This window comes from Methylobacterium sp. 092160098-2 (genome assembly GCF_028920805.1).
GTDB classification, from domain to species: Bacteria; Pseudomonadota; Alphaproteobacteria; order Rhizobiales; family Beijerinckiaceae; genus Methylobacterium; species Methylobacterium fujisawaense.
Genome location: NZ_JAQPZJ010000001.1, coordinates 2612291 through 2634679 on the forward strand (window position 1 = coordinate 2612291; position 22389 = coordinate 2634679).

Consider the following 22389-nt stretch of genomic DNA (forward strand, 5'->3'; position numbering starts at 1 on the left):
GGAACGGGGCATCCGGACGCGCGTCCGGAGACAGGTCCCGGCTCGGCACTGGAGAGACGCTTCCATGATTGCCCTTCGTCCGCTCGCCGCGCTGCTCGTCGGGAGCATGGCCCTCGCCGGCCCGGCGCTGGCCCAGGCGCCCGCCAGCCGAACCAAGACCGTGGCGCCCGGCAAGACCGTGCGCATCGAGATCGCGCCGAACCTCAAGAAGGATTGTTCTCCTGGGCCGATGCCCGAGTTCAAGGTCTCCGGGCCGCCCAAGAACGGCTCGGTGATCACCAAGGTCGGCAAGCTGAAGACACCGGCGAGCTATCGCTGTCCCAACAAGGAGGCGGCCGTCCAGGCGCTGTTCTACCAGCCCAACTCCGGTTTCACCGGAACCGACGAAGTGACGTTCGAGGTCAAGAGCTCCGACGGTCAAGTGCAGACGCAGACCGTCAAGATTACGGTCGCGGCGTCCGGTGCCAAATCGGGAGACGATGGCAAGAAAGAGGGCACGGATTTGTGAGCCTGGGCCCGCTTAGGCGGTATCTGCCCAGTTCAGCGGCTCGTGCAGCCGTTCGGGGGCCGCACGGAGTCTCATCTGTGCGGCCTTCAGCGCTCGGGAGTGTTGCAAGCAATCGACATGCCGGGCGCCACGCTCGCCGCACTGCGACAAAAGCGGGCCTGTCGGTTGCATCCAAGCCGAGACAGGATGAAGCTGTCACGGTCTGAGAGGGTTATCGAATGCCCATGCATGCGACGAACGACCTTTTCCAGAGCTTCGCCCGAGGGTACGAGGCCCGCCGCGACACGGAGATGACGCTCTCCGAGTACCTGGAGGCCTGTCGCGACGAGCCCCTGATGTACGCCTCGGCCGCAGAGCGCATCCTCGCGGCGATCGGCGAGCCCGAATTCGTGGACACCGCCAAGGATTCGCGCCTCGGCCGGATCTTCATGAACCGGACGATCCGGACCTACCCGGCCTTCCGGGAGTTCTACGGCATGGAGGAGACGATCGAGCGGATCGTCTCGTTCTTCCGCCACGCCGCGCAGGGGTTGGAGGAACGCAAGCAGATCCTCTACCTGCTGGGCCCGGTGGGCGGCGGTAAGTCGTCGCTGGCCGAGCGGCTGAAGCTCCTGATGGAGGTTCACCCCGTCTACGTCCTCAAGGCCGGGGACGAGGTCTCGCCGGTCTTCGAGAGCCCGCTGGGCCTGTTCGATCCCGAGACGATGGGCGAGGAGATCCAGCGCCGTTACGGCATCCCGCGCCGGCGGCTCACCGGCCTGATGAGCCCCTGGGCGCTCAAGCGCCTCGACGAGTTCAACGGCGACATCTCGCGCTTCAAGGTGATCAAGGTCCGGCCTTCCCGGCTGCGCCAGATCGCCATCGCCAAGACCGAGCCGGGGGACGAGAACAACCAGGACATCTCCTCGCTGGTCGGCAAGGTCGACATCCGGCGCCTGGAGACCCTGTCGCAGGCGGATCCCGACGCCTACTCGTATTCGGGCGGCCTGAACCGCGCGAACCAGGGCATCCTCGAGTTCGTCGAGATGTTCAAGGCGCCGATCAAGATGCTGCACCCGCTGCTCACGGCGACGCAGGAGGGCAACTACGTCGGCACCGAGAATATCGGCGCGATCCCGTTCACCGGCGTGATCCTGGCCCACTCGAACGAGGCCGAGTGGCAGACCTTCAAGACCAACAAGAACAACGAGGCCTTCATCGACCGGATCTACGTGATCAAGGTCCCGTACTGCCTGCGCGTCACCGAGGAGCAGCGGATCTACGAGAAGCTGATCTCCAGCTCGGAACTCTCGGACGCCGCCTGCGCCCCCGGCACGCTGGAGATGCTGGCGCGCTTCTCGGTCCTGTCCCGCTTGCGCGAGCACGCCAATTCCAACGTCTTCTCGAAGATGCGGGTCTACGACGGCGAGTCCCTGCGCGAGGTCGATCCCCGCGCCCGCTCGATGCAGGAATACAAGGATACGGCCGGCGTCGACGAGGGCATGGACGGAATCTCCACCCGCTTCGCCTTCAAGGTCCTGGCCGCGACCTTCAACCACGACACCACCGAGGTCTCGGCCGATCCGGTGCACCTGATGTACGTGCTGGAGCAGTCGCTCAAGCGCGAGCAGCTGCCGCCCGAGACCGAGAAGAAGTACCTGGAATTCATCAAGACCGAGCTGGCCCCGCGCTATGCGGAGTTCATCGGGCACGAGATCCAGAAGGCCTATCTCGAATCGTACCACGATTACGGGCAGAACCTGTTCGACCGGTATATCGACTATGCCGACGCCTGGATCGAGGACCAGGACTTCAAGGATGCCGAGACCGGGCAGCTCATGAACCGGGAGCTGCTGAACCAGGAGCTCACCAAGATCGAGAAGCCCGCCGGGATCGCCAACCCGAAGGACTTCCGCAACGAGGTGGTCAAGTTCGCCCTGCGCTCCCGCGCCCAGCATGGCGGCCGCAACCCGAGCTGGACCTCCTACGAGAAGCTGCGCGAGGTGATCGAGCGGCGGATGTTCTCCCAGGTGGAGGAACTGCTGCCGGTGATCTCCTTCGGTTCCAAGAAGGATGGCGAGACCGAGAAGAAGCACGGCGAGTTCGTCGAGCGCATGGTCGCGCGCGGCTACACCGAGCGGCAGGTTCGCCGTCTGGTGGAATGGTACATGCGGGTGAAGCAGGCCGGCTGAGGCGCGGGGTGTCCGGCCGGGTCCAATCCGGCCGGCACAGGGTTCGACCCTGAGATCCGACCCTTTGCCGCCACAGTTTCGGACGACCGGCCAGTGAAGATCTCGGCCCTGCTGCAAAAGAGGGATCCATCCCTCCGGTAACGGCATGGTACGACAAGGGTCCGGACCCGGCCGGAACACGCGGACGAGGGTTTTCGCAGCGGATGCATATCGTCGACCGACGTTTGAACCCGGGCGGCAAGAGCCTCCCGAACCGCCAGCGCTTCCTGCGGCGCGTGAAGGACGTGGCCCAGCGCGCGGTGCGGGAATCCGCCCGCGAGAAGGACATCAAGGATCTCGGCAAGGACGGCCGCGTCACCGTGCCGGCGGACGGCGTCCGGGAGCCCCGCTTCTCGCGCCAGCCCGGCACGGGCCTGCAGGACCACATCCTGCCCGGCAACAAGACCTACGTCGAGGGCGACACGATCGAGCGGCCCCCGGGCAGCGGCGGCGGCCGTGGTGCCGGTGAAGGCGGGGAGGGCGGCGAGAACAGCGAGGACGCGTTCCGCTTCGTCCTCACCCGCGAGGAGTTTCTGGAGCTCTTCCTCGAGGACCTGGAGCTTCCGGACCTCGCCAAGCGGCGGCTGGCCGTGGTGGAAACCGAGGGGCTGCGCCGGGCCGGCTACACGGTCACCGGCTCGCCGGCGAATCTCGCGCTCACCCGCACCCTGCGCAACTCGATGTCCCGGCGGATCGCCCTCAAGCGGCCGAAGCCCGAGGAAGTCGCGGCCCTGGAGGCGCAGATCCAGGCCCTGGCGGAGGGCGATCCAGAGCGTTCGGAACTGGAGCAGGCCCTGTTCAGGCTGCGCGAGCGGTCGAAGCGGATCCCTTACGTCGATCCGATCGACCTGCGCTTCCGCCGGTTCGAGCCCTATCCGCGGCCGATCGCCCAGGCGGTGATGTTCTGCCTGATGGATGTGTCGGGCTCGATGACCGAGCACATGAAGGACCTCGCCAAGCGGTTCTACATCCTGCTGCACATCTTCCTGACGCGCCGCTACCGGCACGTGGAGATCGTCTTCATCCGCCATACCGACCGGGCGACCGAGGTGGACGAGGAGACCTTCTTCGGCTCCCGGGAGACCGGCGGCACCCTGGTCTCCTCGGCGCTCGTGGAGATGAAGCGCATCATCGCCGAGCGCTACGACCCGAACGACTGGAACATCTACGCGGCCCAGGCCTCGGACGGCGACAACGTCTCCTCCGACGGGCCGACCTCGACGGAACTCCTCCGGTCGCACATCCTGCCGGCCTGCCAGCACTTCGCCTATCTCGAGGTGGGGGACGAGAACGGCCCCCGCGCCGGCTTCGTGGAGCACCGCACCACCCTGTGGCGGACCTACGAGGCGATCGCCAAGGCCGGCGGTCCGATCGCCATGCGCAAGGTCAACCATCGCCGGGAGATCTACCCGGTCTTCCGCGAGCTGTTCGGCCGCAAGGAAGGCCGCGCCGAGGCGGAGGCGTGACACGGAGTGGCGCGACGCGTCCCTCCCGCCTCTGCGGGGGAGGGCGAGACGCGGAGTTGGCCGGATCCAAGCAATCGAACGGGAGGCCGCATGACGCTCGTCAAGGCACGGACGCCCCAGACCATCTCCGGGGGCCAGAAACCCCTGTTCACCGGTAACGACTGGGATTTCGACACGATCCGACGGATCCACGACGCCTGCGAGGCGGTGGCCGGACCGCAGCTGGGCCTGTCCTGGTACCCGAACCAGATCGAGATCATCACGGCCGAGCAGATGCTCGACGCCTACGCGTCGATCGGCATGCCGTTGTTCTACAAGCACTGGTCCTTCGGCAAGCACTTCGCCCAGCACGAGTCCGGGTACCGCCGCGGCCTCATGGGCCTCGCCTACGAGATCGTCATCAACTCCGACCCGTGCATCTCCTACGTCATGGAGGAGAATACGGCGACGATGCAGACGCTCGTCATCGCGCATGCCGCCTTCGGGCATAACCACTTCTTCAAGAACAACTATCTGTTCCGGCAGTGGACCGACGCCGAAGGCATCCTGGACTATCTCGACTTCGCCAAGGGCTTCATCGCCCGCTGCGAGGAGCGCTACGGCCACCAGGCGGTGGAGCAGGTGCTGGACGCCGCCCATGCGCTGATGAGCCAGGGGGTCCACCGCTATCCGCGCAAGAAGCGGCCGGACCTCGCCTCCGAGCAGCGGCGCGAGCGCGAGCGGATCGAGCACGGGGAGCAGATCTACAACGATCTCTGGCGGACCCTGCCGCAGAAGGTCGGCGCCGTCCGCTCCGACATGGCCGCCGAGCGGCGCAAGGCGCTGCTGGAGCTGCCCCAGGAGAACATTCTTTATTTCCTGGAGAAGGTCGCACCCCGCCTGCGCCCCTGGCAGCGCGAGATCCTGCGCATCGTCCGCTTGGTGGCCCAGTACTTCTACCCGCAGCGCCAGACCAAGGTGATGAACGAGGGCTGCGCCACGTACTGCCATTACCGGATCATGAACGCCCTGTCGGAATCCGGGCAGATCACCGAGGCGGCCTACCTCGAATTCCTGCAATCGCACACCAACGTCATCCGACAGCCGAACTACGACGACCGCTCCTACGGCGGCCACAACCCCTACGCGATCGGCTTCGCCATGATGCAGGACATCGCCCGCATCGCCGAGCAGCCGACCGACGAGGACCGGGCGTGGTTCCCCGACATCGCCGGCACCGGCGACGCCATGGCGGTCCTGCGCGACTGCTGGGAGAATTACCGCGACGAGAGCTTCATCCAGCAGTTCCTGTCACCCAAGCTGATGCGCGACCTGCGCCTGTTCCACGTCGTGGACGATCCGGAGGAGCCGGAGCTGCGGGTCGAGGCGATCCACGACGAGCGCGGCTACCGCAAGCTGCGCCGCGCCTTCGCGCGTCAGTATGACGTCGCGTGGCTCGATCCCGACATCGAGGTGGTGGATGTGGATCTCGAGGGCGACCGGCGCCTGATCCTGCACCACAAGGCGATCAACAAGATCACCCTGCAGAAGGACGACGCCAAGCGGGTCCTGCAGCACCTCGCCGACCTCTGGGGCTACGACGTGGTGCTCAAGGAGATCGAGCCGGCCACCGGCACGGTGCTGGGCGAGATCACCGCCAGCGCACGGCCGATCTTCTTCTGATCGGAGCCGCGCGACGGTTGATTCCATCCGGACACCGCAGGATCCGGGGGGATGGACGGGAGGCGGGCTTCGGATTGCCTCCCGGGAGCGCCCGTGCTGCAAGGGCCCATGACCGCCACGATCCTGACCCTCGCCGAGACCCGCGACTTCCTCGACCGCGAGTTCCCGCAGATGCAGGCGGGCGGGCGGGCCTACCACCTCGAGGCCGTGGGACCGCTCTCGGCGCGGATGCGGCTGGAGGCCCACGAGCGCTTCCTGCGCCCGGGCGCGACGGTGTCGGGGCCGGCCATGATGGCGCTCGCCGACTATGCCCTCTACGCGGCAATCCTCGCCAATATCGGGCCGGTGGCGCTCGCGGTGACCACGAGCCTGAATTTCAACTTCCTGCGCAAGCCCGCCACGGGGGATCTCGTGGCCGAATGCCGGCTGCTCAAGCTCGGGCGGCGGCTCGCCGTCGGCGAGGTGGCGATCACCGCTGTCGGCAGCCCGGATCTCGTCTGCCACGCCACCGGCACCTACTCGATCCCGCCGCGCTGAGGACGCTCAGGCCCGCGCCTCCGCGAGCCGGGCGGCGTAGCGAGCGATCAGGTCGACCTCCAGGTTCAGGCGGTCGCCCTGGCGCCGCTCACCCCAGGTGGTGACCTGGAGCGTGTGGGGGATCAGCAGCACCGAGAACAGGTCGCCCTGGACCGAATTCACCGTGAGCGAGGTGCCGTCGAGGCAGACCGACCCCTTCTCGGCGATGAACTTCGCCAGGGCCGCCGGCGCCCGGAGCGTGAACCGCTCGCTCGGCCCCCAGGCGCCCGCCGTGACGCTCTCGCGCTCCACAATCTCGGCGAGACCGTCGACGTGGCCCGTGACCAAGTGGCCGCCGAGTTCATCGCCGATCTTGAGGGAGCGTTCGAGGTTGATCCGCGTGCCCGCCGCCCAGGAACCTACGGTGGTGCGCGCCAGGGTCTCGGCGGCCGCGTCCACCGCGAAGACGCAGCCGCCCTCGGCCGGCTCGACCGATACCGCCGTGAGGCAGGGGCCCGCGCAGGCGATCGAGGCGCCGAGCGCGATCGTCGCCGGGTCGTAGGAGGCGCGGATCGCGATCCGGCGCAGATCACCTTCGCCCGAGACCGAGACGACCGTGCCGACGTCGCTGACCAACCCCGTGAACATCGCTTACGTCCTGTTGCGCTCGTAGGTCACGGCCTCGTCGGGTCCGAACGTGAGCCGCTCGGCCTCGCGGAACCGGTCGCCCGCCAGGGCCTCCGCCAGGGCGGGCCCCAGCGCCGGAAGACCGCCCGCCGGTCCCAGTTCCACCGGACCGGTGACCAGCGTGCAGGTATCGATCAGATCGGCCCGTGCGAGCGCCTCCGCAAGGCGGGGGCCGCCCTCGCTGCACAGGCGGGTCAGGCCGCGCTCGCCCAGCTGCGCCAGGGCCGCCGGGAGATCGATCCCGCCGGCCGCGTCCGCCGGGACGGGCGCGACCTCGACGCCGAGCGCCTCCAGGGCGCGCCGCGCATGGGCCGGGGCCGAGCGGGTGGTGAGCACCAGGGTCGGCGTGTCGCGGGCGGTCCGCGCCAGGACGCTGGCGGGCGAGAGCCGCAGATGCGTGTCGAGCACGACCCGCAGGGGCGAGCGCCCGTCCAGGCCCGGCAGCCGGACGGTCAGCGACGGGTCGTCCGCCCGGGCGGTGCCGATGCCGATCAGGATCGCGTCGGCATGGGCGCGCCAGAGATGGACCGCCCCGTCCGCCACCGGGCCGGTGATGCGCAGGCGCTCCGGACCGGCGGCGGCGCAGAAGCCGTCGCGGGTGCGGGCGAGCTTGAGGTGCAGGGCCGGGCGGCCGCGTGTCACCCGGGTGATGTGGCCGACATGGTCGCGCGCCGCCGCATCCCGCATCAGCCCGGTCTCGACCGCGACGCCGCCCTGTCTCAGGAGATCGTGGCCCCGCCCCGCCACCCGCGGGTCGGGATCCTCCAGGGCACTGACCACCCGGGCGATCCCGGAGGCCAGGATGGCGTCGGTGCAGGGCGGCGTGCGGCCGTGATGTGAGCACGGCTCAAGGGTCACGTAGAGGGTCGCGCCGCGGGCGGCGTCCCCCGCGGCGGCCAGCGCCACAGGCTCCCCGTGCGGGCGTCCCCCCCGCGCCGTCGCCGCCGTCCCGAGGATGCGCCCGGTTCCGGGCTCGACCACCACGGCGCCGACCGACGGGTTCGGCCACGTGGTGCCGAGACCGCGGCGGCCCAGCGCTAAGGCGAGGCGCATGAAGTGGGTATCGTCACTCATGGGCGGCCGGCGCGGCGCCGCCCCGGTGCCTCGGGCTCCAGCTCGGCGTCCGGCCCCGGCACGGCCGCCGGCACCGGGCTACCGTCGCTCAGCGTGCCGAGCAGGTCCTCGAAGTCCTTCGCCTCGCGGAAGTTCTTGTAGACGGAGGCGAAGCGCACGTAGGCGACGTCGTCGAGACCCTTGAGCCCCGCCATCACCAGTTCGCCGATCGCCTCGGAGGTCACCTCGGGCTCCCCGGCGCTCTCGAGCTGCCGGGTGATGCCGCTGACCAGCCGCTCGATCCGCTCCGGATCGACGGCGCGCTTGCGGAGCGCCACGTCGATGGAACGCTGAAGCTTGTCCCGGTCGAAGGGCACGCGCTTGCCCGAGCGCTTGAGCACCACGACCTCGCGCAGCTGCACCCGTTCGAAGGTGGTGAAGCGGCCGGCGCAGTCGGGGCAGACCCGGCGCCGCCGGATCGCGGCCCCGTCCTCGGAGGGCCGCGAGTCCTTCACCTGGGTCTCGGAGCCGCCGCAATAGGGACACCGCATGGATGGGATACTCGGGCATGGAAACGGCCGCGGACCGGTCGGATCCGCGGCCGTTTCCTAATCCACCGAAGGGCGGCCCGAAAGACCGGCCCCGCTCACGCCTCAGCCGTAGATCGGGAACCGGTCCGTGAGGGCATGGACGCGGGTCTTGACATCGGCCTCGACCGCGCTGTCGCCAGCCTCGCCCTTGGCGGCGAGCCCGTCCAGCACCTCGACGATGAAGCCGCCGATCTGCTTGAACTCGGCGACGCCGAAGCCGCGGGACGTGCCGGCGGGGGTGCCGAGCCGGATGCCCGAGGTGATGGTCGGCTTCTGCGTGTCGAAGGGCACGCCGTTCTTGTTGCAGGTGATGTGCGCCCGCGACAGCGCGGCTTCCGCCGCCTTGCCGGTGAGGCCCTTCCGCTGCAGGTCGACCAGCATCAGGTGGTTGTCGGTGCCGCCCGAGGTGATGTCGTAGCCGCCCGAGATCAGCGTGTCGGCGAGCGCCTTGGCGTTCTCCACCACCTGGCGGGCGTAGATCTTGAACTCGGGCTTCAGCGCCTCGCCGAAGGCCACGGCCTTGCCGGCGATGACGTGCATCAGCGGGCCGCCCTGGATGCCCGGGAAGATCGCCGAGTTGAACTTCTTGGCCAGCGCCTCGTCGTTCGTCAGGATCATGCCGCCGCGCGGGCCGCGGAGCGTCTTGTGGGTCGTCGTGGTGGCGACATGGGCGTGCGGGAACGGCGACGGATGGACGCCGGCCGCAACGAGGCCCGCGAAATGGGCCATGTCGACCATGAAGTAGGCGCCCACCGAGTCGGCGATCTCGCGGAACTTGGCGAAGTCCCAGTGGCGCGGGTAGCCCGAGCCGCCGGCGATGATCACCTTCGGCTTATGCTCCTGCGCGAGCTGGGCGACCTGCTCCATGTCGATCCGCTGGTCCTCGCGGCGCACCGTGTAGGAGACCGGCTTGAACCACTTGCCCGAGACGTTCGGCGGGGCGCCGTGCGTCAGGTGGCCGCCCGCGGCGAGGTCGAGGCCCAGGAATGTGTCGCCGGGCTGCATCAGGGCCAGGAACACGCCCTGGTTGGCCTGGGAGCCCGAGTTCGGCTGCACGTTGGCGAAGCCGCAATCGAACAGGCGCTTGGCGCGCTCGATGGCGAGATCCTCGGCGATGTCCACGAACTGGCAGCCGCCGTAGTAGCGCCGGCCCGGATAGCCCTCCGCGTACTTGTTGGTCAGCACCGAGCCCTGCGCCTCCAGCACGGCGCGGGAGACGATGTTCTCCGAGGCGATCAGCTCGATCTCGTGCTGCTGACGGCCGAGCTCCTTGGCCACCGCCTCGGCGATCTCGGGATCGGTCTCCGTGAGGGGGGCGGCGAAGAAGCTGTTGGAGAAGTGCTTGTCGGCGGCGGTACCGGCGCTCATGGTCTGCCTCTGTTCTGGTAGGGGCGATGCCCGGCCTTTCGTCGGCGTGCACGGGCGGGCGTTCAAGGTGGGATTCCTACACGCGCCGACGGCTCAGGCCAAGCGCAGGCATTTTGCTCGCGCGCCAAGAATAATTTGCCGCAGGCCAGGCGCCTGCTCAGCCGGATGGGGCCGAAATGTTTTCCTAATTAAACCTGAAGTCGCTTGATGGAAGGAAAATAATCATGGAATAAAACAGGAACAAGGACGGCGGGTTCTGGCGCGATGCGAGATCATGATCCCGATGTGCTCTGGGCGTATTCCCTCGCGGAGCTTCGCTTGAGCCGAGTCTTCGTTGCCCTTGAACTTCTGGACATCAAAGCTGGATTCAGACCGGATCAGCCACGGGGCCGCGATGGTCGGTGGTGCGGAGAGGGCGGGTCGCCCTCCGTCGTTCGCAAGGATCGAACGGGTGATCCTCGGATCGATGCGAAGACCGATGAGATCCTCGATGTCCTGAAGGACGTCGTCGCGAGCACCGAGCCGGGAGAGGGGTTCCTCTACGGGTTCCACATCCACGCCAGCCTGGCGGCCCGCTTGCGCGCGCTGGATCTCCCCGGGATCGGCAGGCACGGTGTCGAGCAGAGCTTCGTCGCCGGCGACATCGTCCGCCACGGCCTGTCCGGCAGCAGACGCACGCATGTTCTTCTCCGGGATGGCCGGACCAGCGCAGCGCCGGTCCGGGCGATCTGGGACATCAAGACCGGCGAAACGGGTCTGTCGCCGCGCCGCATCCGTGCCCTGCGGGCCGGCGCAGGTGTCGACGACAGCGTCCCGGTCATCGAGATCCATCTGCTCCGCGGCATCTCCGTCAAGAGCCGCATCTCTGTCACCGTCACACGCGGAGTCGTGCTCGCATGAGTATGGAAGCGTACGCCCTGGGTCCGAGACCACTCGCCGGCGTATCGGATTGGCAGGCCGGCCTGGACGCGCTCGGTTTCGATCTGCAGCTTCGTGGAACGACGATTCCGCCGGCCTCGTCGGGGCATCTGCCGGCCGTGCGGCGCGGCCGGGCCTCGGGCTTCGAGTGCTCGATCGTGCCGTTCTCGGAATTGAAGGAAACCTATCCGGAGACCGACTTCGCCGGCTCCTGGCCATGCGTGTACGCGTTCTGGTTCGGCACCATCGCGGAATCCATCGGCGCCCTGATGGCGATCACGGCCTGCGTGACATCCGTCGGGGGGGCTCGCCTTCTTTCCCGAGGACGGTCGCTTGCTGACCGCCGATCAGGCCGTCCGGTACGCGCGCGAGACGGTGCCCGCGGCTGAGGAACTGGAACGGCAACTCGGCCCCGGACCGGAATGATCCGTCCTCCTCCTCAGCGCCGAGCCTCAGCCGGCCGAGGAGTCCCGGCCGAACCAGCCACGCCCGCCGGACCTATGTCAGACCTGCACCGCGAGGTTCGTCTCGATCAAGACCGTCTCGGTCTCGAATTCGGCCGCGTGCCACGCCCCGGCCGGGAAGTGGAACACGCTGCCGGCCGAGAACGGCTTGCGACCCTGCTCGGTCTCCAGGACCCCGGAGCCCGCGAGCACCTGCACGAACTGCTCGTGGTCGTGGCTGTGGGCCGGCGCCGAGATGCCCGCCGGCACCACCACGCGCACGAGGCTGGCACCCGCACCCGGGATCGCGCGCTTGGCGACGCCGTTACCGGCGACGCTCTCCGTGCGATCGTCCCAGGCGGTCAAATGGTCGCTCATCGGCGGATCTCCTCGGCGAAAGGTTGCCGCTTCGATCCGCGGGGTCAACGTCCGCCCGGGCCCTGTCCCTGCGTCAACCGGTCCCGCCGGACGGGCGACCGCGCCGGCCCTTGCCCGCCGCCGGATCGGCGGGCGCCGGATCGGGACGTGCCGGGGTGCCGTCCGGGGACTGGGGCGTCGCGCCCCCGGAGGCAGGCCAGAAGGTCTCGAACAGCTCCTGCATCGCCCGGATGTTGTTGCCCTGAACCTCGGCCCCGGTGCGCATCATCTGCTGGAACACATCCGAGCCGGCTTCGCCTGTAGTTCCCTGCGACGGCTTCGCGGTCGGCTTGGCGGCCGGCTTCGGCGGCGGCGCCGGCGGCTGGACCGCGGGCATCATCGCCTTGGCCATCTCGGCCCAGGCCGGCCCGAACGGGAACGGAACGGGCGGCGGCGGGCTCGACCGCGCCTGCGCGGGCTCGGCCTGCGGCTGGTTCAGCATGACATGGACGATGCTCGCCACCACGGCCCCCGCCATCATCGGCAGCATCTGGCGCAGCACCTGCGCGCCGACGCCGCTCGTGGCCGAGGCCTGCCGCAGCACGGCCTGCATCAGCTGGGCCGAGCCGAACATCTGGCTGAGGGCCTCGAAGCCCTGCGGCGGCGCAGGCTTGGCGGCTTCCAGCCCGAACATCCGGGCGAAGCCGGTCGGGTCCACGCCGACGCTGCGCTGGAGCCCCAGGGTCAGGGCCGGCATCAGCGCCTCGAAGGCGCGGGCCGTCTGCTCAGTCGTCAGGCCGAATTGCTGGGCCATGGCCTGAAGGCCGGCCTCGCCCTGGGCCTGGAACATCTCGAGCGGGTTGAACATGACGCCTCGATCCTGCCCCGGCCGGGACAGGCCGAGACAGGGTATGGTGACCCGTCACGCGGGGAAATACCAGTTCTTCCCCGCGGAACTTGCGCCTTCTCTGCCGTCTCAGTGCAACGGCTCGGGATGGGCATGGCCCGGCGGCAGCGGCGCCGGCCTCTCCAGTACCGCCGCCGCAGCCTCGGGCTCACGCCCGCGCCGGCCGCTCCCTTCCAGGCGGTCCACCGTGCGGCGGGCCAGCAGGATGCCGAGGGCGCCGAAGACCAGGGATCCCACGCCCATCCCGGCGACCACGCCGCGGGGGCCGTAGAGCGCCGCCCCGAGCATCGCCGGGGGGACAGTGCCGAGGGTCGCGCGCCCCCAGTTCAGCAGCGTCGAGCGCAGGGGGAAGCCGAGATTGTTGAAGGCGGCGTTGCCGAGGAACAGCAGCCCGTTGAAGAACCAGATCGCGCCGCCGACGAGGCAGAAGAAGCCGAAGAGCTCGGCCGCGACCCCGTGCAGGCCGAACAGGCTGGCGAGCCATCCCCGGGTCAGCGCCAGGACGAGCCAGACCACGGCGACATAGGCCAGCGTCACCCGGACCGCCGCGCGCAGCACGCCGCGCATCCGGTCGAAAAGGCCCGCGCCCCAATTCTGCGCCAGGATCGGGCCGATCGCCCCCGACAGGGCGAACAGGCCGCCGAAGGCCACCGGCGTCAGGCGGTCGATCACCGACGCGGCGGCGACCGCATCGGCCCCGTAGCCGGCGAACAGCCGTGCCAGGAACGCGCTCGCCACCGAGGGGGCGAGATTCGTGAGCACGGCCGGTCCCGCGACGCCGGCCAGGGCGGCGGCGTCGGCCGGCAGGTCGGACAGGTGCGGCCGGCGGAGGAGGCCGTGCCGGGCGACGCCGCGGACGCCCACCGCCACGAAGGTCGCGCGCGCGACGCAGACGGTGATCGCCGCGCCCGTGACGCCGAGGCCGGCCCCGAAGATCAGCAGCGGATCGAGCAGTGCGGTGACCACCGCTCCGGCCAGGGTGACCGACATCGCCTGCCTGGCTTCGCCCACCGCGCGCAGCAGGCCGGTGAACAGCATGCCGGCGGCGAGCAGCAGGTTCGAGGGAAGGGTGATGTGGAGGAACAGGATCGCCACCCGCAGCGCCTCGCCCTTCGCGCCGATCAGGGCCAGGAGCGGGTCGGCGAGCAGCGCGATCAGCACCGCGATGAGGGCGGCCACGAGGCTGCCGAGGACCAGCGCGGAGGTCGCGAGGCGCCGCGCCGCCGCGCGGTCGCGCGCGCCGATGGCCTTCCCGACCAGGGCCCCGGCGGCGATCATCAGGCCGATATTCACCGCCGTGGCGAAGAACTGCACGATGCCGGCGAAGCCGACCGCCGCGGTGAGGTTCGGGTCGCCGAGCGTCGACACGTAGAGCAGCGACAAGAGGTCGACGACGAAGATCGCCATCAGCCCCACCGATCCGGTGGCGGCCATCACCACCACGTGCCGGAGGATCGAGCCGGTGACGAAGCGGCCCGCCTCCGCCGGGGGCGGCCCGTCGGACATGTCAGACATCCGGCCGGTCACGCATCCCGGGCGCTGCCTTCCGCTTCCAGCTCCGCCTCCGAATCGGCCTCCCCCTCGGCGGCGTCCGTCTCCTGCGGCGCCAGTGCGGGCTTCTCCAGCAGCCGCTCGGCCGCCTCGCGCCGGTCGCTGCCCACGAGGTCGCGGGTCTCGGTGCTGAGCGCCCGCGCCGGCCGGACCGGAATGGTCAGCGGCTCGGGCTTCAGACCCGCCGCGGCGCCGCGCATCCAGCCGGCGCCGTCCGGCAGGGCCCCGGCCTGCTGCAGGACGAGGCGGGCGATGTCGCGCTTGCGCACGTCGTCGGCCCGGGCCGAGGCGGCCTCCGGCGACAGGCCGAGCCCCTCCAGCGCCGACCGTCCGAAGGCGAGGGCGGATTCGGCGGTCTCGCGGATCTGGTAGTCGACGTCCCGGTTCATCAGCTCCACCGCGTGCAGGCGGTCGTAGGCGCGCACGAAGGTGCGCACGCTGGAGAACTCCTCGTGGACGATGTCGACGATCTTGAGGGCGCCCTCCCGGTCGTCGACGCAGATGCAGACCAGCTCAACCCGGCCGATCCCGGCGGCGCGGAGCACGTCGAGCCGGGTGCCGTCGCCGTAATAGATGCGGAAGCCGAAGCGCGAGGCCGCGCGGAGCTGCTCCACGTCCTTGTCGATCACCGTGACGGGGATGCCCTCGGCCATCAGCACCTGCGTCAGCACCTGCCCGAAGCGGCCGAAGCCGATCACCAGCACCCTGGCGTCGCCGCTCTCGGTCAGCTCGGTGGAGGGCGCCTCCAGCGCGCGGGTGCTGCGCGCGGTGCGCCGCTCGATCAGCTTGTCGAGCCCCTTGGCGGCAATCGGCCCGATCAGCATGGTCAGCGCGGCGAGCGCCACCGCGAAGCGCGTCGCCGTGACGCCGGTGAGGCCGAGATCCTGGGCCTGGGGCAGCAGCACGAAGGCGAACTCGCCCGCGGGCGCCAGCACCGCCGCCCCCCGCAGGGCCCCCAGCGTGTCCGAGCCGAACAGCCGGAACAGGCCGGCCACGATGGCGACCTTGACCAGGATCGCCGCCAGGGTGGCGCCGAACAGGGCGGGCCAGACCTCCCGCACGAGGTTGCCGTCGATCGACATGCCGACGCTCATAAAGAACAGGCCGAGCAGCATGCCGCGGAACGGCTCGATATCGGCCTCCAGCTGGTGGCGGAAGTTCGACTCGGCCAGCAGGATGCCGGCGAGGAACGCGCCCATCGCCATCGACAGGCCGACCTGCTCCATGAGGAGCGCGGTGCCGAGCACCACCAGGAGCGCGGCGGCGGTCATCACCTCGCGGGCGCCGCTCGCGGCGAGCAGCCGGAAGAAGGGGTTCAGGCCGTAGCGGCCGACCAGCACCACCGCCAGGATCGCCGCGAGCGCCTTGCCGGTGGAGAGGGCCGCTTCCCCGAGCCAGGAGACGTCGGTCGCCTCCCCCGCCGAGGCCAGCAGGGGCATCAGCGCCAGGATGCCGACCACCGAGAGGTCCTGGAACAGCAGGACCGCGAAGGCGCGGCCGCCATAGGCGCTGGAGAGATCGCCCCGCTCCTCCAGGAGCTGCAGGGCCACCGCGGTGGCCGAGAGCGCCAGCGCGAGGCCGATCACCGCGGCGGCGCCCAAGCTGAGGCCCGCCACGATTCCGGCGCCGCCGAGCACCAGCGCGCAGAGGACGAGCTGCGCGGTCCCGAGGCCGAAGATGTCGCGCCGCATCGAGACGAGCTGCGACAGGTGCAGTTCCAGGCCGACGATGAAGAGCAGCAGCACCACGCCGATCTCGGCGACGCTCGCCGCCGTCTCGGGCTCGGCGATCAGCGACAGGCCCGAGGGCCCGATCAGCACCCCGGCCACGAGGTAGCCCAGCACGGCGCTCTGGCCGATCAGCCGGAAGATCGGCACGCCGATCACCGCCGCCGTGAGGAAGGTCAGGACCGGCGGCAGGAAGCTCGCATGTTCGACGGGGCTCGCCATGGTGATCGTCCCGGCGGTTCTGCTTGATCGGCGCGGGTGGAGCCCCCCGCTTAGCGTGCGCGGGGCCGGGATGCGAGCCGTCCGCGGGTGCCGTTCGGCACCGACGGGTCCGCGCCGGGCGCGGCGCGGGCCGGGATCAGCCCAGGAGTCGCGTGCGGGCCCGGTGCGAGCCGTCGATGAACTCGAAGCCGCCGGCGGCGCTCAGCATGTGCAGGCGCGTGCCCGGCCAGGCCGCCCCGGGCCGCAGGCGCGTCTCGACCCGCTGCGCGTAGGCCTCCTCGTCGAGGCGCAGGATCCGGGCGAGGCCGAGCGCCGCGCCGTAGCCTTCGCGGCAATCCTGGACGGGCCGGATCAGGCCGCCGTCGCGCGCCACGATCGGGCCCGCGGCCCGGGCCGAGCCGATGTCGATCAACACCGGGTTGTGCCGGTGCGGGGTCCAGGGCCCGCGGAAATGCGGCGCGTGCCAGAGATGCAGGGTGTCGGAATAGCTGCCCCCGCCGGCCCGGACCGTGGCGAACATCCACCAGCGGCCGTTCTGCTGCAGCAGGGTCGCATCCCCGGCCACGACCCCGTCGAGGAGCACCGCCTCGTGGACCCATCCGCGCGGGAAGTCGGTGGCCCGGTAGAGGTCGATCGTGCCGGAGGCGTGGGATTCCGGGATCATCCAGACCTGTCCGTCCGCCTCGAACACGAACGGGTAGGAGAGATGGGTCTCGAGTTCGAGCACCGGCTCCGGACGGCCGCGGGGTCCGGTCTCCCCGAAGCCCACCGCGGCGATCACGCCCTTGCCGCGGCGATAGTCGAACTCCTCCACGAACAGGGTTACGGCGCCGTCCCGGGCGATCGCGAAGGGGTCGGCGTAGAAGCGCCGGCCGTCGTCGGGAAGGACCTGCCAGCCGCCCTCGGGATGCCGGCGCAGATCGATCAGGTCGGGGCCGACGATCCGGCGCCAGCCCACCCGCCAGTGCGGGCCGTGGAAGCAGAGGGCGTAGAGCCTGCGGGCGATCTGCCGGGCGAGCCCCCCGGCGGCCCGCCGCCGGGCGCCCAGGCCGCCGAGGTCGTAGGCGGTCGCGGGCTGCAGGGGCGCCCCGGCGCCGTCGGGAAGCTCCGTCGAGGCGGCGCCGTCGAGGGCGGCGAGGATCAGCGTGATGGTCCGCGCGAGGTAGCCCTCGAAGGCCGCGAGCATCACCGTATGCGATTCCGCGCCCAGGCGCCCCAAGGCCACCGGCTTGCCGTCCGCTCCACGCAGGGCCGCCACCGGGGCACCATGGGCGAACAGGGCCGCGAGCAGGCCGGCTTCGCCCGGCATCCCGTCATAGTCGAGCCGCCACGCCGGTGCCGATCCCGGTTCCGCAGGCGCGCTCGAGAGATCGAGGACGAGATCCTGGGCGCCGCTGCTGCGGAGCTCCTCGCCCGCGGGGCTCGCCTCGTAGGACGCGAGCGCCACCGGCTCGGCCGCCGTGGCCAGGCCCGGCCGGGGCAGGCCGTGGATGGTGGCCTCCAGCCGGAACAGGAGTTCAGCGTTCGGCGGCAGCCCCCCCGCGTGGTCGACCCATGCGACGCGGATCCGGTGGTCGGGCCGCTGCCCGAGCTGGTCGAGAAGGCGGATATGCCAGCCGCGCAGCGCCCGGCGGTCCAGTCGAACGGTGACGGTCCGGCAGCGGGGGAGCGTCCGCGAGGGCGAAGGCTCGGCCCGGGCGGGAGCCCGGCCGCCGGCCGCCGATGGCCGGTCCATGCCTCCGGTCGCCCGCTCCATCAGCCGGTCGGCCTCATGCCCCGCGTGTCGGCTTTCGTATCGACGTTCACGGCAGCCAGACCCGGTATGCGCCCGGCGGTGACCGCCGATACGGTCGTCGCGCAGGCTCGAATTCTGTTACGCCGCGCCACGATCAAGCACGGCCGGATCGATGTCTACCGGTTCAATCTTAACAGCGGAGACGATTTCTGGGCGGTGAACCGAAAAAATCGAAATTCAGGGCGTCGAATAGGCGGGTGTTGGCAGACGGTGATACAATGCCGTGAAGCCGCGGCGGTTCGCGCCAGAGTCCGCCTTTGAGGGAACCGCGCTTTCAGCTGGACCGTTCGCTTGGCAATGACATGGTGCGGAGACAGGACATGACGCGCAAGACGCTGACGGTGCCCCTCGCGGCGATGCTCCTCGCCGCCACTCCGGGGATGGCCTTTGCCTGGGGCGGCGGCGGCGGCGGTGGTGGCGGCGACAGCGGCAGCGGCCTCTCGCCCTACGCGGCGCTGAGCGGCAACGATCGTTCGGCCGGGGTCAACAACGGCAATTACCGCGACCCAGCCCTCGACCCCTACATCCGGACCTACGATCCGGAGGCCGCGGCCCGCTACGCCGCCCCGCCGGCGGCGCAGCCGCGGTTGCGCGTGCGGCCGTATTACGGCCACCCCTACTGAGAAACCTCGCCCGCTGAAAGACTTGGCTGAGGCCGCCGGGCGCGGCGGCCTCGTTCAGGAGCGGCCGGCGCCGCTCGCGCTCCGGACGCGCTTCAGCGTCCATGGGCCGCCCGAGAGCTTGCAGCCGGTGCCGCGGACGAAGCGGCTGCGGGCCGGTCCGATCACCGAGGCCAGGAAGTTGCGGCAGATCAGGTCGTCCGAGACATAGGGCAGGCCGGTCGGGTTGACCGACCCGTGAAGCCCGGTCTCCGGATTGTCCCATTTCACGGGCCGCCCGTTGCCCTGCGGATCCAGGGCGACGCCCAGGGCGGCACGCGCTCGGCGCCAATCCTCCTCGGCGAGGTCGTCCCCGAAGCTCACAGGCCGCTTCTCGATGCTGCCGGTGACGGTGGGCTCCTCGACCACGCGCGGCGCCGCCGGGGGATCGCCCCGGAAGATCAGCAGAGGCTGGCTGCAGCCGCACAGGGCCATCGCCACCGACACGACCGACACGGACGCGCAGATGCGCGCCCGCCGGCTTGGCCCTTTACACGCGCATCGCCGCATTACACCTGACTCACGACGGGCTTTCCGCTCGACCGAACATGCCGATGTCGGTGCCCCCTCAGGCCCTTGACGCGGCAGGCAGGAGTCTTGGCGTGGATCAGTTAAGGACCGATGACCCGAAGAGCGCGGACTTCACACTGAGCGACGACCCCTTCGGGCTGTTCGCTTCCTGGATGAAGGACGCGGAGGCGGCCGAACCCGAGGACCCGAACGCGATGGCGCTCGCCACCGCCGGGTCGGACGGGCTGCCGGACGTGCGGATGGTGCTGCTGAAGGGCTTCGACGCCCGCGGCTTCGTCTTCTACACCAACACGCAATCCACCAAGGGGGAGGAGCTGGCCCAGAACCCGCAAGCCGCCCTGGTGCTGCACTGGAAGAGCCTGCGTCGGCAGGTGCGGGCCCGGGGCCCGATCACGCCGGTGACGGCCGAGGAGGCGGATGCCTATTTCCAGAGCCGCCGCCGCGAGAGCCGGCTCGGCGCCATCGCCAGCCAGCAATCACGCCCGCTCGCCGATCGCGCCACGCTGATGAGCGCCGTGGCGGACCTCTCCGAGCGCTACGGCGAAGGGCCGATCCCCCGGCCGGAGCACTGGACCGGCTTCCGCATTGCGCCGGTCACCCTCGAATTCTGGCAGAACGGCGATTTCCGCCTGCACGACCGGGTCCGCTTCACCCGGGCCGGCGATGGCTGGAGCCGCGCGCGGCTCTATCCCTGACCGCCCGCCCGAACGAAGAGAGCCCCGGCAGGGCCGGGGCTCTCGAGAGTGCGGAGCAGTGCGACGAGGCTCAGGCCTCCTCGCCGTCCTTCTTCTCGTCCTCGGAGGTCTCGGCCTCGGCTTCGGCCTTCTCCTCGGCGGCCTCGGCCGACTGCGCCTCGGCGATGGCGGCCTCCTCGGCCTCCACCTCGGCGCCCAGCACGGTCGGCGGCACGATGTTGGCCACCGGATCGGTCGCCTCACCGGTGTAGGTGCCGGCCGGGATCTTGATGTCGGAGACGTGGATCACGTCGCCGATCGCGCGGCCGGTCAGGTCGACCTCGATCGCGTCCGGGATCTGATCCGGGGCGACGTCGAGGGCGAGCGTGTGGGCCACGATGTTGAGGGTGCCGCCGAGCTTCTTGATGCCGGGGGCCGCGTCCTCGTTGACGAAGTGCACCGGCACCTCGACGGTGACGGTCTGGCCCGAGACGACGCGCAGGAAGTCGACGTGCAGCGGCACGCCGGAGACCGGGTCGAGCTGGAAGTCGCGCGGGATCGCGCGGATCTTCTTGCCGCCAGCGTTGATCTCGAACAGCGTCGTCTTGAAGCCGCCCGCGTAGATCAGGGTGCGGGTGCGGATGAGATCGACCGCGATGGATTGCGGCGGCTGGCCACCGCCGTAGATGACGGCGGGAATCTGGCCCTGGCGACGAACGGCCCGGGCGGCCCCCTTGCCGACCCGGTCGCGTGCCACGGCCTCAAGCGTCTTGACTGCGCTCATGGCGTGATCCTTACGAATTGCTGGAGCCGGAACGCGAAAAGGCCGCCCTGTGCGGACGGCCAAGCCCTTCCCGACGCGCCCCTGCCTCCAAGGGTGTCTCGGGGGCGCGGGCTGCGCATACACGGATGGGGGTGGGTTGGCAACGTTGCGGTGGAGCCCCTACGCGGCCGCGAGGCCGCGGCGGAGGATGATGCCGATCGCCTCATCCCGGGTGGGACGCTCCGGCTCGGACAGGCGCCACGCATCGATCGCGTTCAGCACATCCACAGGGATGGAAGCCGCGTCGACCGGCTGGGGGGCGCCAACCCTCACACCGAAGCGGCTCAATGCGAAAGGCGATTCACCCTCGGCGGTCAGGTATAGGGTGGTCGCGACCTTTTCTCCGCTCGCCAAGCGATCGACGATGTCGTGCGCCTCGTGCAAGTCCAGGCCGAATGCCATCAGGGCCTTCACGAGGTCGACGGGCTGATCGTTCGAGGCCGAAATCTGAAGCACGAGTTCAACGGGGATACCGGAAGGGTGGTGGCCGGCGCCCCCGTTTCGGTCCCGCTCCTGTCGTTCGAGCGCCTCCTTCAATGACGACCGCATCGACTTCAGCCTCTCTCAGGATCTCCGCGCCGATCGCGTTCAGCCCCGCTCGCCCAAGGGCACCCTTGTGCAGCCCCTGGATGTGGGCGCGACGAAAATACAAGGTTCGGCCGATCTGCTCCAGTTCGCCGACAGCCTCCAGCCGTCCGGCAGGCGTCTCGATTTCGATCAGAACCGTATTGCCGCGGCCGTAAGCGAGGATCGCGATCGCAACGGAACCAGCTGGCCACACCCGCGAACCTCGTCGACTCGACGGCCTCCAGGGTGAGCGGGTAAGCGCCCTACCGCAACCCCGCCATGGCCCGCCGCGCCCGGCGCTTCTGCAGCCACAGGGTCAGGCCGAGCGCCGTCCCGATCACCAGGGCCGAGACGGCGGTGGTCATCGTGCCCAGCGCATAGATCTCCGGCGTCGTCACCGTGGTGGTCAGGCCCTGCAATTCCAGCGGCAGGGTGTTGCGGCCGCCGATCGCCTAGCTGGTGCGGGCGAGTTCGTCGAACGACAGGGTGAAGCCGAACAGCGCGACGCCGACGAGCGCGGGCGCAAGGATCGGCACCACTACGTGGCGCAGCGTCTGCGGACCGCTGGCGCCGAGGTCGCGGGCGGCCTCCTCGTAGGCCGGGTCGAACCGGTTGAAGACCGCGAACATGATCAGCAGGCCGAAGGGCAGCGTCCAGGTCAGGTGCGCCCCCAGCGCCGAGGTGTAGAGGCCCATCAGCGTGCCGTGATCCTCCAGGAACCCCCAGCCGGTGGCGGCGGCGAGCGCCTTGATCGCATCGTCGAGGAGCCGGAACTCGAGGCCGATGCCCAGCGAGACCACGATCGAGGGCACGATCAGGCTCGACACCGCCAGGGCGAAGACGAGGCCGGCCCCCCGAAACCCCTTCCGGAAGGCGAGGCCGGCATAGAAGGCGATCGTCACGGTGAGTGCCATCACCACGAGGCCGAGCGCCAGGGAGCGCCGCAGAGCCGCCCAGATGTCGACCACGCCGACGCCCTCCCACAGCTTGGCGAACCAATGGGTCGACACGCCGTTCATCGGGAAGGTCAGGCCGCCGGAGGGCCCCTGGAAGCTCAGGGCCAGGATGGTCAGCGTCGGCCCGTAGAGGAACAGGACGTAGAGGGCGAAGACGCCGGCCAGGAGATAGAAGGCGAGGCCGCGGGGCCGGTCCATC

21 protein-coding genes and 1 pseudogene are annotated in these 22389 nt (G+C 70.1%); 8 read left to right on the forward strand and 14 right to left on the reverse strand.

Annotated elements, in window-relative coordinates:
• Nucleotides 1-64 precede the first annotated feature (64 nt).
• From PQI07_RS12320 to PQI07_RS12340, 5 genes are all read left to right on the forward strand, one after another.
• Entirely contained in the window at nt 65-508 is a 444-nt protein-coding gene (locus PQI07_RS12320; RefSeq protein ID WP_043348449.1) for an Ig-like domain-containing protein, read from the forward strand.
• A gap of 218 nt (nt 509-726) precedes the next feature.
• Complete coding sequence (locus tag PQI07_RS12325) at nt 727-2679, forward strand: PrkA family serine protein kinase (protein WP_043348452.1); 1953 nt, start codon at nt 727-729, stop codon at nt 2677-2679.
• 203 nt (nt 2680-2882) lie between these two features.
• On the forward strand, nt 2883-4184 hold the full coding sequence (locus PQI07_RS12330; RefSeq protein ID WP_043386438.1) for a YeaH/YhbH family protein: 1302 nt from the start codon (nt 2883-2885) through the stop codon (nt 4182-4184).
• A 90-nt stretch (nt 4185-4274) separates the two neighbouring features.
• On the forward strand, nt 4275-5846 hold the full coding sequence (locus PQI07_RS12335) for a SpoVR family protein (protein WP_043386436.1): 1572 nt from the start codon (nt 4275-4277) through the stop codon (nt 5844-5846).
• A gap of 108 nt (nt 5847-5954) precedes the next feature.
• Entirely contained in the window at nt 5955-6383 is a 429-nt protein-coding gene (locus tag PQI07_RS12340; protein ID WP_043386434.1) for a PaaI family thioesterase, read from the forward strand.
• A 6-nt stretch (nt 6384-6389) separates the two neighbouring features.
• Here the strand turns inward: PQI07_RS12340 and PQI07_RS12345 are convergent, their stop codons facing one another.
• The 5 genes from PQI07_RS12345 to PQI07_RS12365 all read right to left on the reverse strand — a co-directional run bounded on the left by PQI07_RS12345 (nt 6390) and on the right by PQI07_RS12365 (nt 10891).
• On the reverse strand, nt 6390-7010 hold the full coding sequence (locus tag PQI07_RS12345; RefSeq protein WP_043351065.1) for a riboflavin synthase: 621 nt from the start codon (nt 7008-7010) through the stop codon (nt 6390-6392).
• Between the two features lie 3 nt (nt 7011-7013).
• Nucleotides 7014-8123 carry a bifunctional diaminohydroxyphosphoribosylaminopyrimidine deaminase/5-amino-6-(5-phosphoribosylamino)uracil reductase RibD gene (ribD, locus tag PQI07_RS12350; protein ID WP_274926714.1) on the reverse strand — a complete coding sequence of 370 codons (1110 nt, stop codon included), beginning with the start codon at nt 8121-8123 and terminating at the stop codon, nt 7014-7016.
• Nucleotides 8120-8653 carry a transcriptional regulator NrdR gene (gene nrdR / locus PQI07_RS12355; RefSeq protein WP_043386431.1) on the reverse strand — a complete coding sequence of 178 codons (534 nt, stop codon included), beginning with the start codon at nt 8651-8653 and terminating at the stop codon, nt 8120-8122. Before nrdR ends, ribD begins: the two co-directional genes overlap by 4 nt.
• A 102-nt stretch (nt 8654-8755) precedes the next feature.
• Nucleotides 8756-10060, reverse strand: a complete 1305-nt coding sequence (glyA, locus tag PQI07_RS12360) for a serine hydroxymethyltransferase (RefSeq protein ID WP_043356556.1) — start codon at nt 10058-10060, stop codon at nt 8756-8758.
• A 222-nt stretch (nt 10061-10282) separates the two neighbouring features.
• On the reverse strand, nt 10283-10891 hold the full coding sequence (locus PQI07_RS12365) for a hypothetical protein (RefSeq protein ID WP_274926715.1): 609 nt from the start codon (nt 10889-10891) through the stop codon (nt 10283-10285).
• A gap of 65 nt (nt 10892-10956) precedes the next feature.
• On the opposite strand from PQI07_RS12365, the gene PQI07_RS12370 reads away from it, so the two are divergent.
• Nucleotides 10957-11367, forward strand: coding sequence for a hypothetical protein (locus tag PQI07_RS12370; RefSeq protein WP_274926716.1), 411 nt, complete (start codon nt 10957-10959; stop codon nt 11365-11367).
• Nucleotides 11368-11481: 114 nt separating this feature from the next.
• Here the strand turns inward: PQI07_RS12370 and PQI07_RS12375 are convergent, their stop codons facing one another.
• The 5 genes from PQI07_RS12375 to PQI07_RS12395 all read right to left on the reverse strand — a co-directional run bounded on the left by PQI07_RS12375 (nt 11482) and on the right by PQI07_RS12395 (nt 17941).
• Nucleotides 11482-11799, reverse strand: coding sequence for a cupin domain-containing protein (locus PQI07_RS12375; RefSeq protein WP_274926717.1), 318 nt, complete (start codon nt 11797-11799; stop codon nt 11482-11484).
• A gap of 73 nt (nt 11800-11872) precedes the next feature.
• Nucleotides 11873-12646 (reverse strand): DUF937 domain-containing protein, encoded by a 774-nt coding sequence (locus tag PQI07_RS12380; RefSeq protein WP_274926718.1) that lies wholly within the window; start codon nt 12644-12646, stop codon nt 11873-11875.
• A gap of 108 nt (nt 12647-12754) precedes the next feature.
• Entirely contained in the window at nt 12755-14191 is a 1437-nt protein-coding gene (locus tag PQI07_RS12385; protein ID WP_274926719.1) for an MATE family efflux transporter, read from the reverse strand.
• A gap of 17 nt (nt 14192-14208) precedes the next feature.
• Nucleotides 14209-16185 (reverse strand): monovalent cation:proton antiporter-2 (CPA2) family protein, encoded by a 1977-nt coding sequence (locus PQI07_RS12390; RefSeq protein ID WP_274926720.1) that lies wholly within the window; start codon nt 16183-16185, stop codon nt 14209-14211.
• A 136-nt stretch (nt 16186-16321) separates the two neighbouring features.
• The gene (locus PQI07_RS12395) at nt 16322-17941 is read right to left on the reverse strand and encodes a glucosamine inositolphosphorylceramide transferase family protein (RefSeq protein WP_274926721.1); all 1620 of its coding nucleotides are present in this window, start codon (nt 17939-17941) and stop codon (nt 16322-16324) included.
• A 359-nt stretch (nt 17942-18300) separates the two neighbouring features.
• Between PQI07_RS12395 and PQI07_RS12400 the strand changes: the two genes are divergently transcribed.
• Complete coding sequence (locus PQI07_RS12400; RefSeq protein ID WP_053609111.1) at nt 18301-18603, forward strand: hypothetical protein; 303 nt, start codon at nt 18301-18303, stop codon at nt 18601-18603.
• A 54-nt stretch (nt 18604-18657) separates the two neighbouring features.
• On the opposite strand, the gene PQI07_RS12405 is transcribed toward PQI07_RS12400, so the two are convergent.
• Complete coding sequence (locus tag PQI07_RS12405; protein ID WP_374701347.1) at nt 18658-19095, reverse strand: RT0821/Lpp0805 family surface protein; 438 nt, start codon at nt 19093-19095, stop codon at nt 18658-18660.
• A gap of 146 nt (nt 19096-19241) precedes the next feature.
• On the opposite strand from PQI07_RS12405, the gene pdxH reads away from it, so the two are divergent.
• A complete protein-coding gene (pdxH, locus tag PQI07_RS12410) occupies nt 19242-19865 on the forward strand; it encodes a pyridoxamine 5'-phosphate oxidase (protein ID WP_078947071.1) in 624 nt (207 codons plus the stop codon).
• Between the two features lie 70 nt (nt 19866-19935).
• Here pdxH and PQI07_RS12415 read toward each other — a convergent pair whose 3' ends face one another.
• The 3 genes and pseudogenes from PQI07_RS12415 to PQI07_RS12425 form a co-directional block, all read right to left on the reverse strand.
• A complete protein-coding gene (locus PQI07_RS12415; RefSeq protein ID WP_043386413.1) occupies nt 19936-20628 on the reverse strand; it encodes a 50S ribosomal protein L25/general stress protein Ctc in 693 nt (230 codons plus the stop codon).
• Nucleotides 20629-20787: 159 nt separating this feature from the next.
• Nucleotides 20788-21204, reverse strand: coding sequence for a hypothetical protein (locus tag PQI07_RS12420; protein WP_187294380.1), 417 nt, complete (start codon nt 21202-21204; stop codon nt 20788-20790).
• A 293-nt stretch (nt 21205-21497) separates the two neighbouring features.
• A pseudogene (locus PQI07_RS12425) lies at nt 21498-22388 on the reverse strand (ABC transporter permease).
• Nucleotide 22389 lies beyond the last annotated feature (1 nt).

Coding starts and splice junctions, on each gene's coding strand:
- PQI07_RS12320 (WP_043348449.1), top strand. CDS start 65: ATGATTGCCCTTCGTCCGCTCGCCGCGCTGCTCGTCGGGAGCATGGCC.
- PQI07_RS12325 (WP_043348452.1), top strand. CDS start 727: ATGCCCATGCATGCGACGAACGACCTTTTCCAGAGCTTCGCCCGAGGG.
- PQI07_RS12330 (WP_043386438.1), top strand. CDS start 2,883: ATGCATATCGTCGACCGACGTTTGAACCCGGGCGGCAAGAGCCTCCCG.
- PQI07_RS12335 (WP_043386436.1), top strand. CDS start 4,275: ATGACGCTCGTCAAGGCACGGACGCCCCAGACCATCTCCGGGGGCCAG.
- PQI07_RS12340 (WP_043386434.1), top strand. CDS start 5,955: ATGACCGCCACGATCCTGACCCTCGCCGAGACCCGCGACTTCCTCGAC.
- PQI07_RS12345 (WP_043351065.1), bottom strand. CDS start 7,010: ATGTTCACGGGGTTGGTCAGCGACGTCGGCACGGTCGTCTCGGTCTCG.
- ribD (WP_274926714.1), bottom strand. CDS start 8,123: ATGAGTGACGATACCCACTTCATGCGCCTCGCCTTAGCGCTGGGCCGC.
- nrdR (WP_043386431.1), bottom strand. CDS start 8,653: ATGCGGTGTCCCTATTGCGGCGGCTCCGAGACCCAGGTGAAGGACTCG.
- glyA (WP_043356556.1), bottom strand. CDS start 10,060: ATGAGCGCCGGTACCGCCGCCGACAAGCACTTCTCCAACAGCTTCTTC.
- PQI07_RS12365 (WP_274926715.1), bottom strand. CDS start 10,891: ATGGATCTCGATGACCGGGACGCTGTCGTCGACACCTGCGCCGGCCCG.
- PQI07_RS12370 (WP_274926716.1), top strand. CDS start 10,957: ATGAGTATGGAAGCGTACGCCCTGGGTCCGAGACCACTCGCCGGCGTA.
- PQI07_RS12375 (WP_274926717.1), bottom strand. CDS start 11,799: ATGAGCGACCATTTGACCGCCTGGGACGATCGCACGGAGAGCGTCGCC.
- PQI07_RS12380 (WP_274926718.1), bottom strand. CDS start 12,646: ATGTTCAACCCGCTCGAGATGTTCCAGGCCCAGGGCGAGGCCGGCCTT.
- PQI07_RS12385 (WP_274926719.1), bottom strand. CDS start 14,191: ATGTCCGACGGGCCGCCCCCGGCGGAGGCGGGCCGCTTCGTCACCGGC.
- PQI07_RS12390 (WP_274926720.1), bottom strand. CDS start 16,185: ATGGCGAGCCCCGTCGAACATGCGAGCTTCCTGCCGCCGGTCCTGACC.
- PQI07_RS12395 (WP_274926721.1), bottom strand. CDS start 17,941: ATGGAGCGGGCGACCGGAGGCATGGACCGGCCATCGGCGGCCGGCGGC.
- PQI07_RS12400 (WP_053609111.1), top strand. CDS start 18,301: ATGACGCGCAAGACGCTGACGGTGCCCCTCGCGGCGATGCTCCTCGCC.
- PQI07_RS12415 (WP_043386413.1), bottom strand. CDS start 20,628: ATGAGCGCAGTCAAGACGCTTGAGGCCGTGGCACGCGACCGGGTCGGC.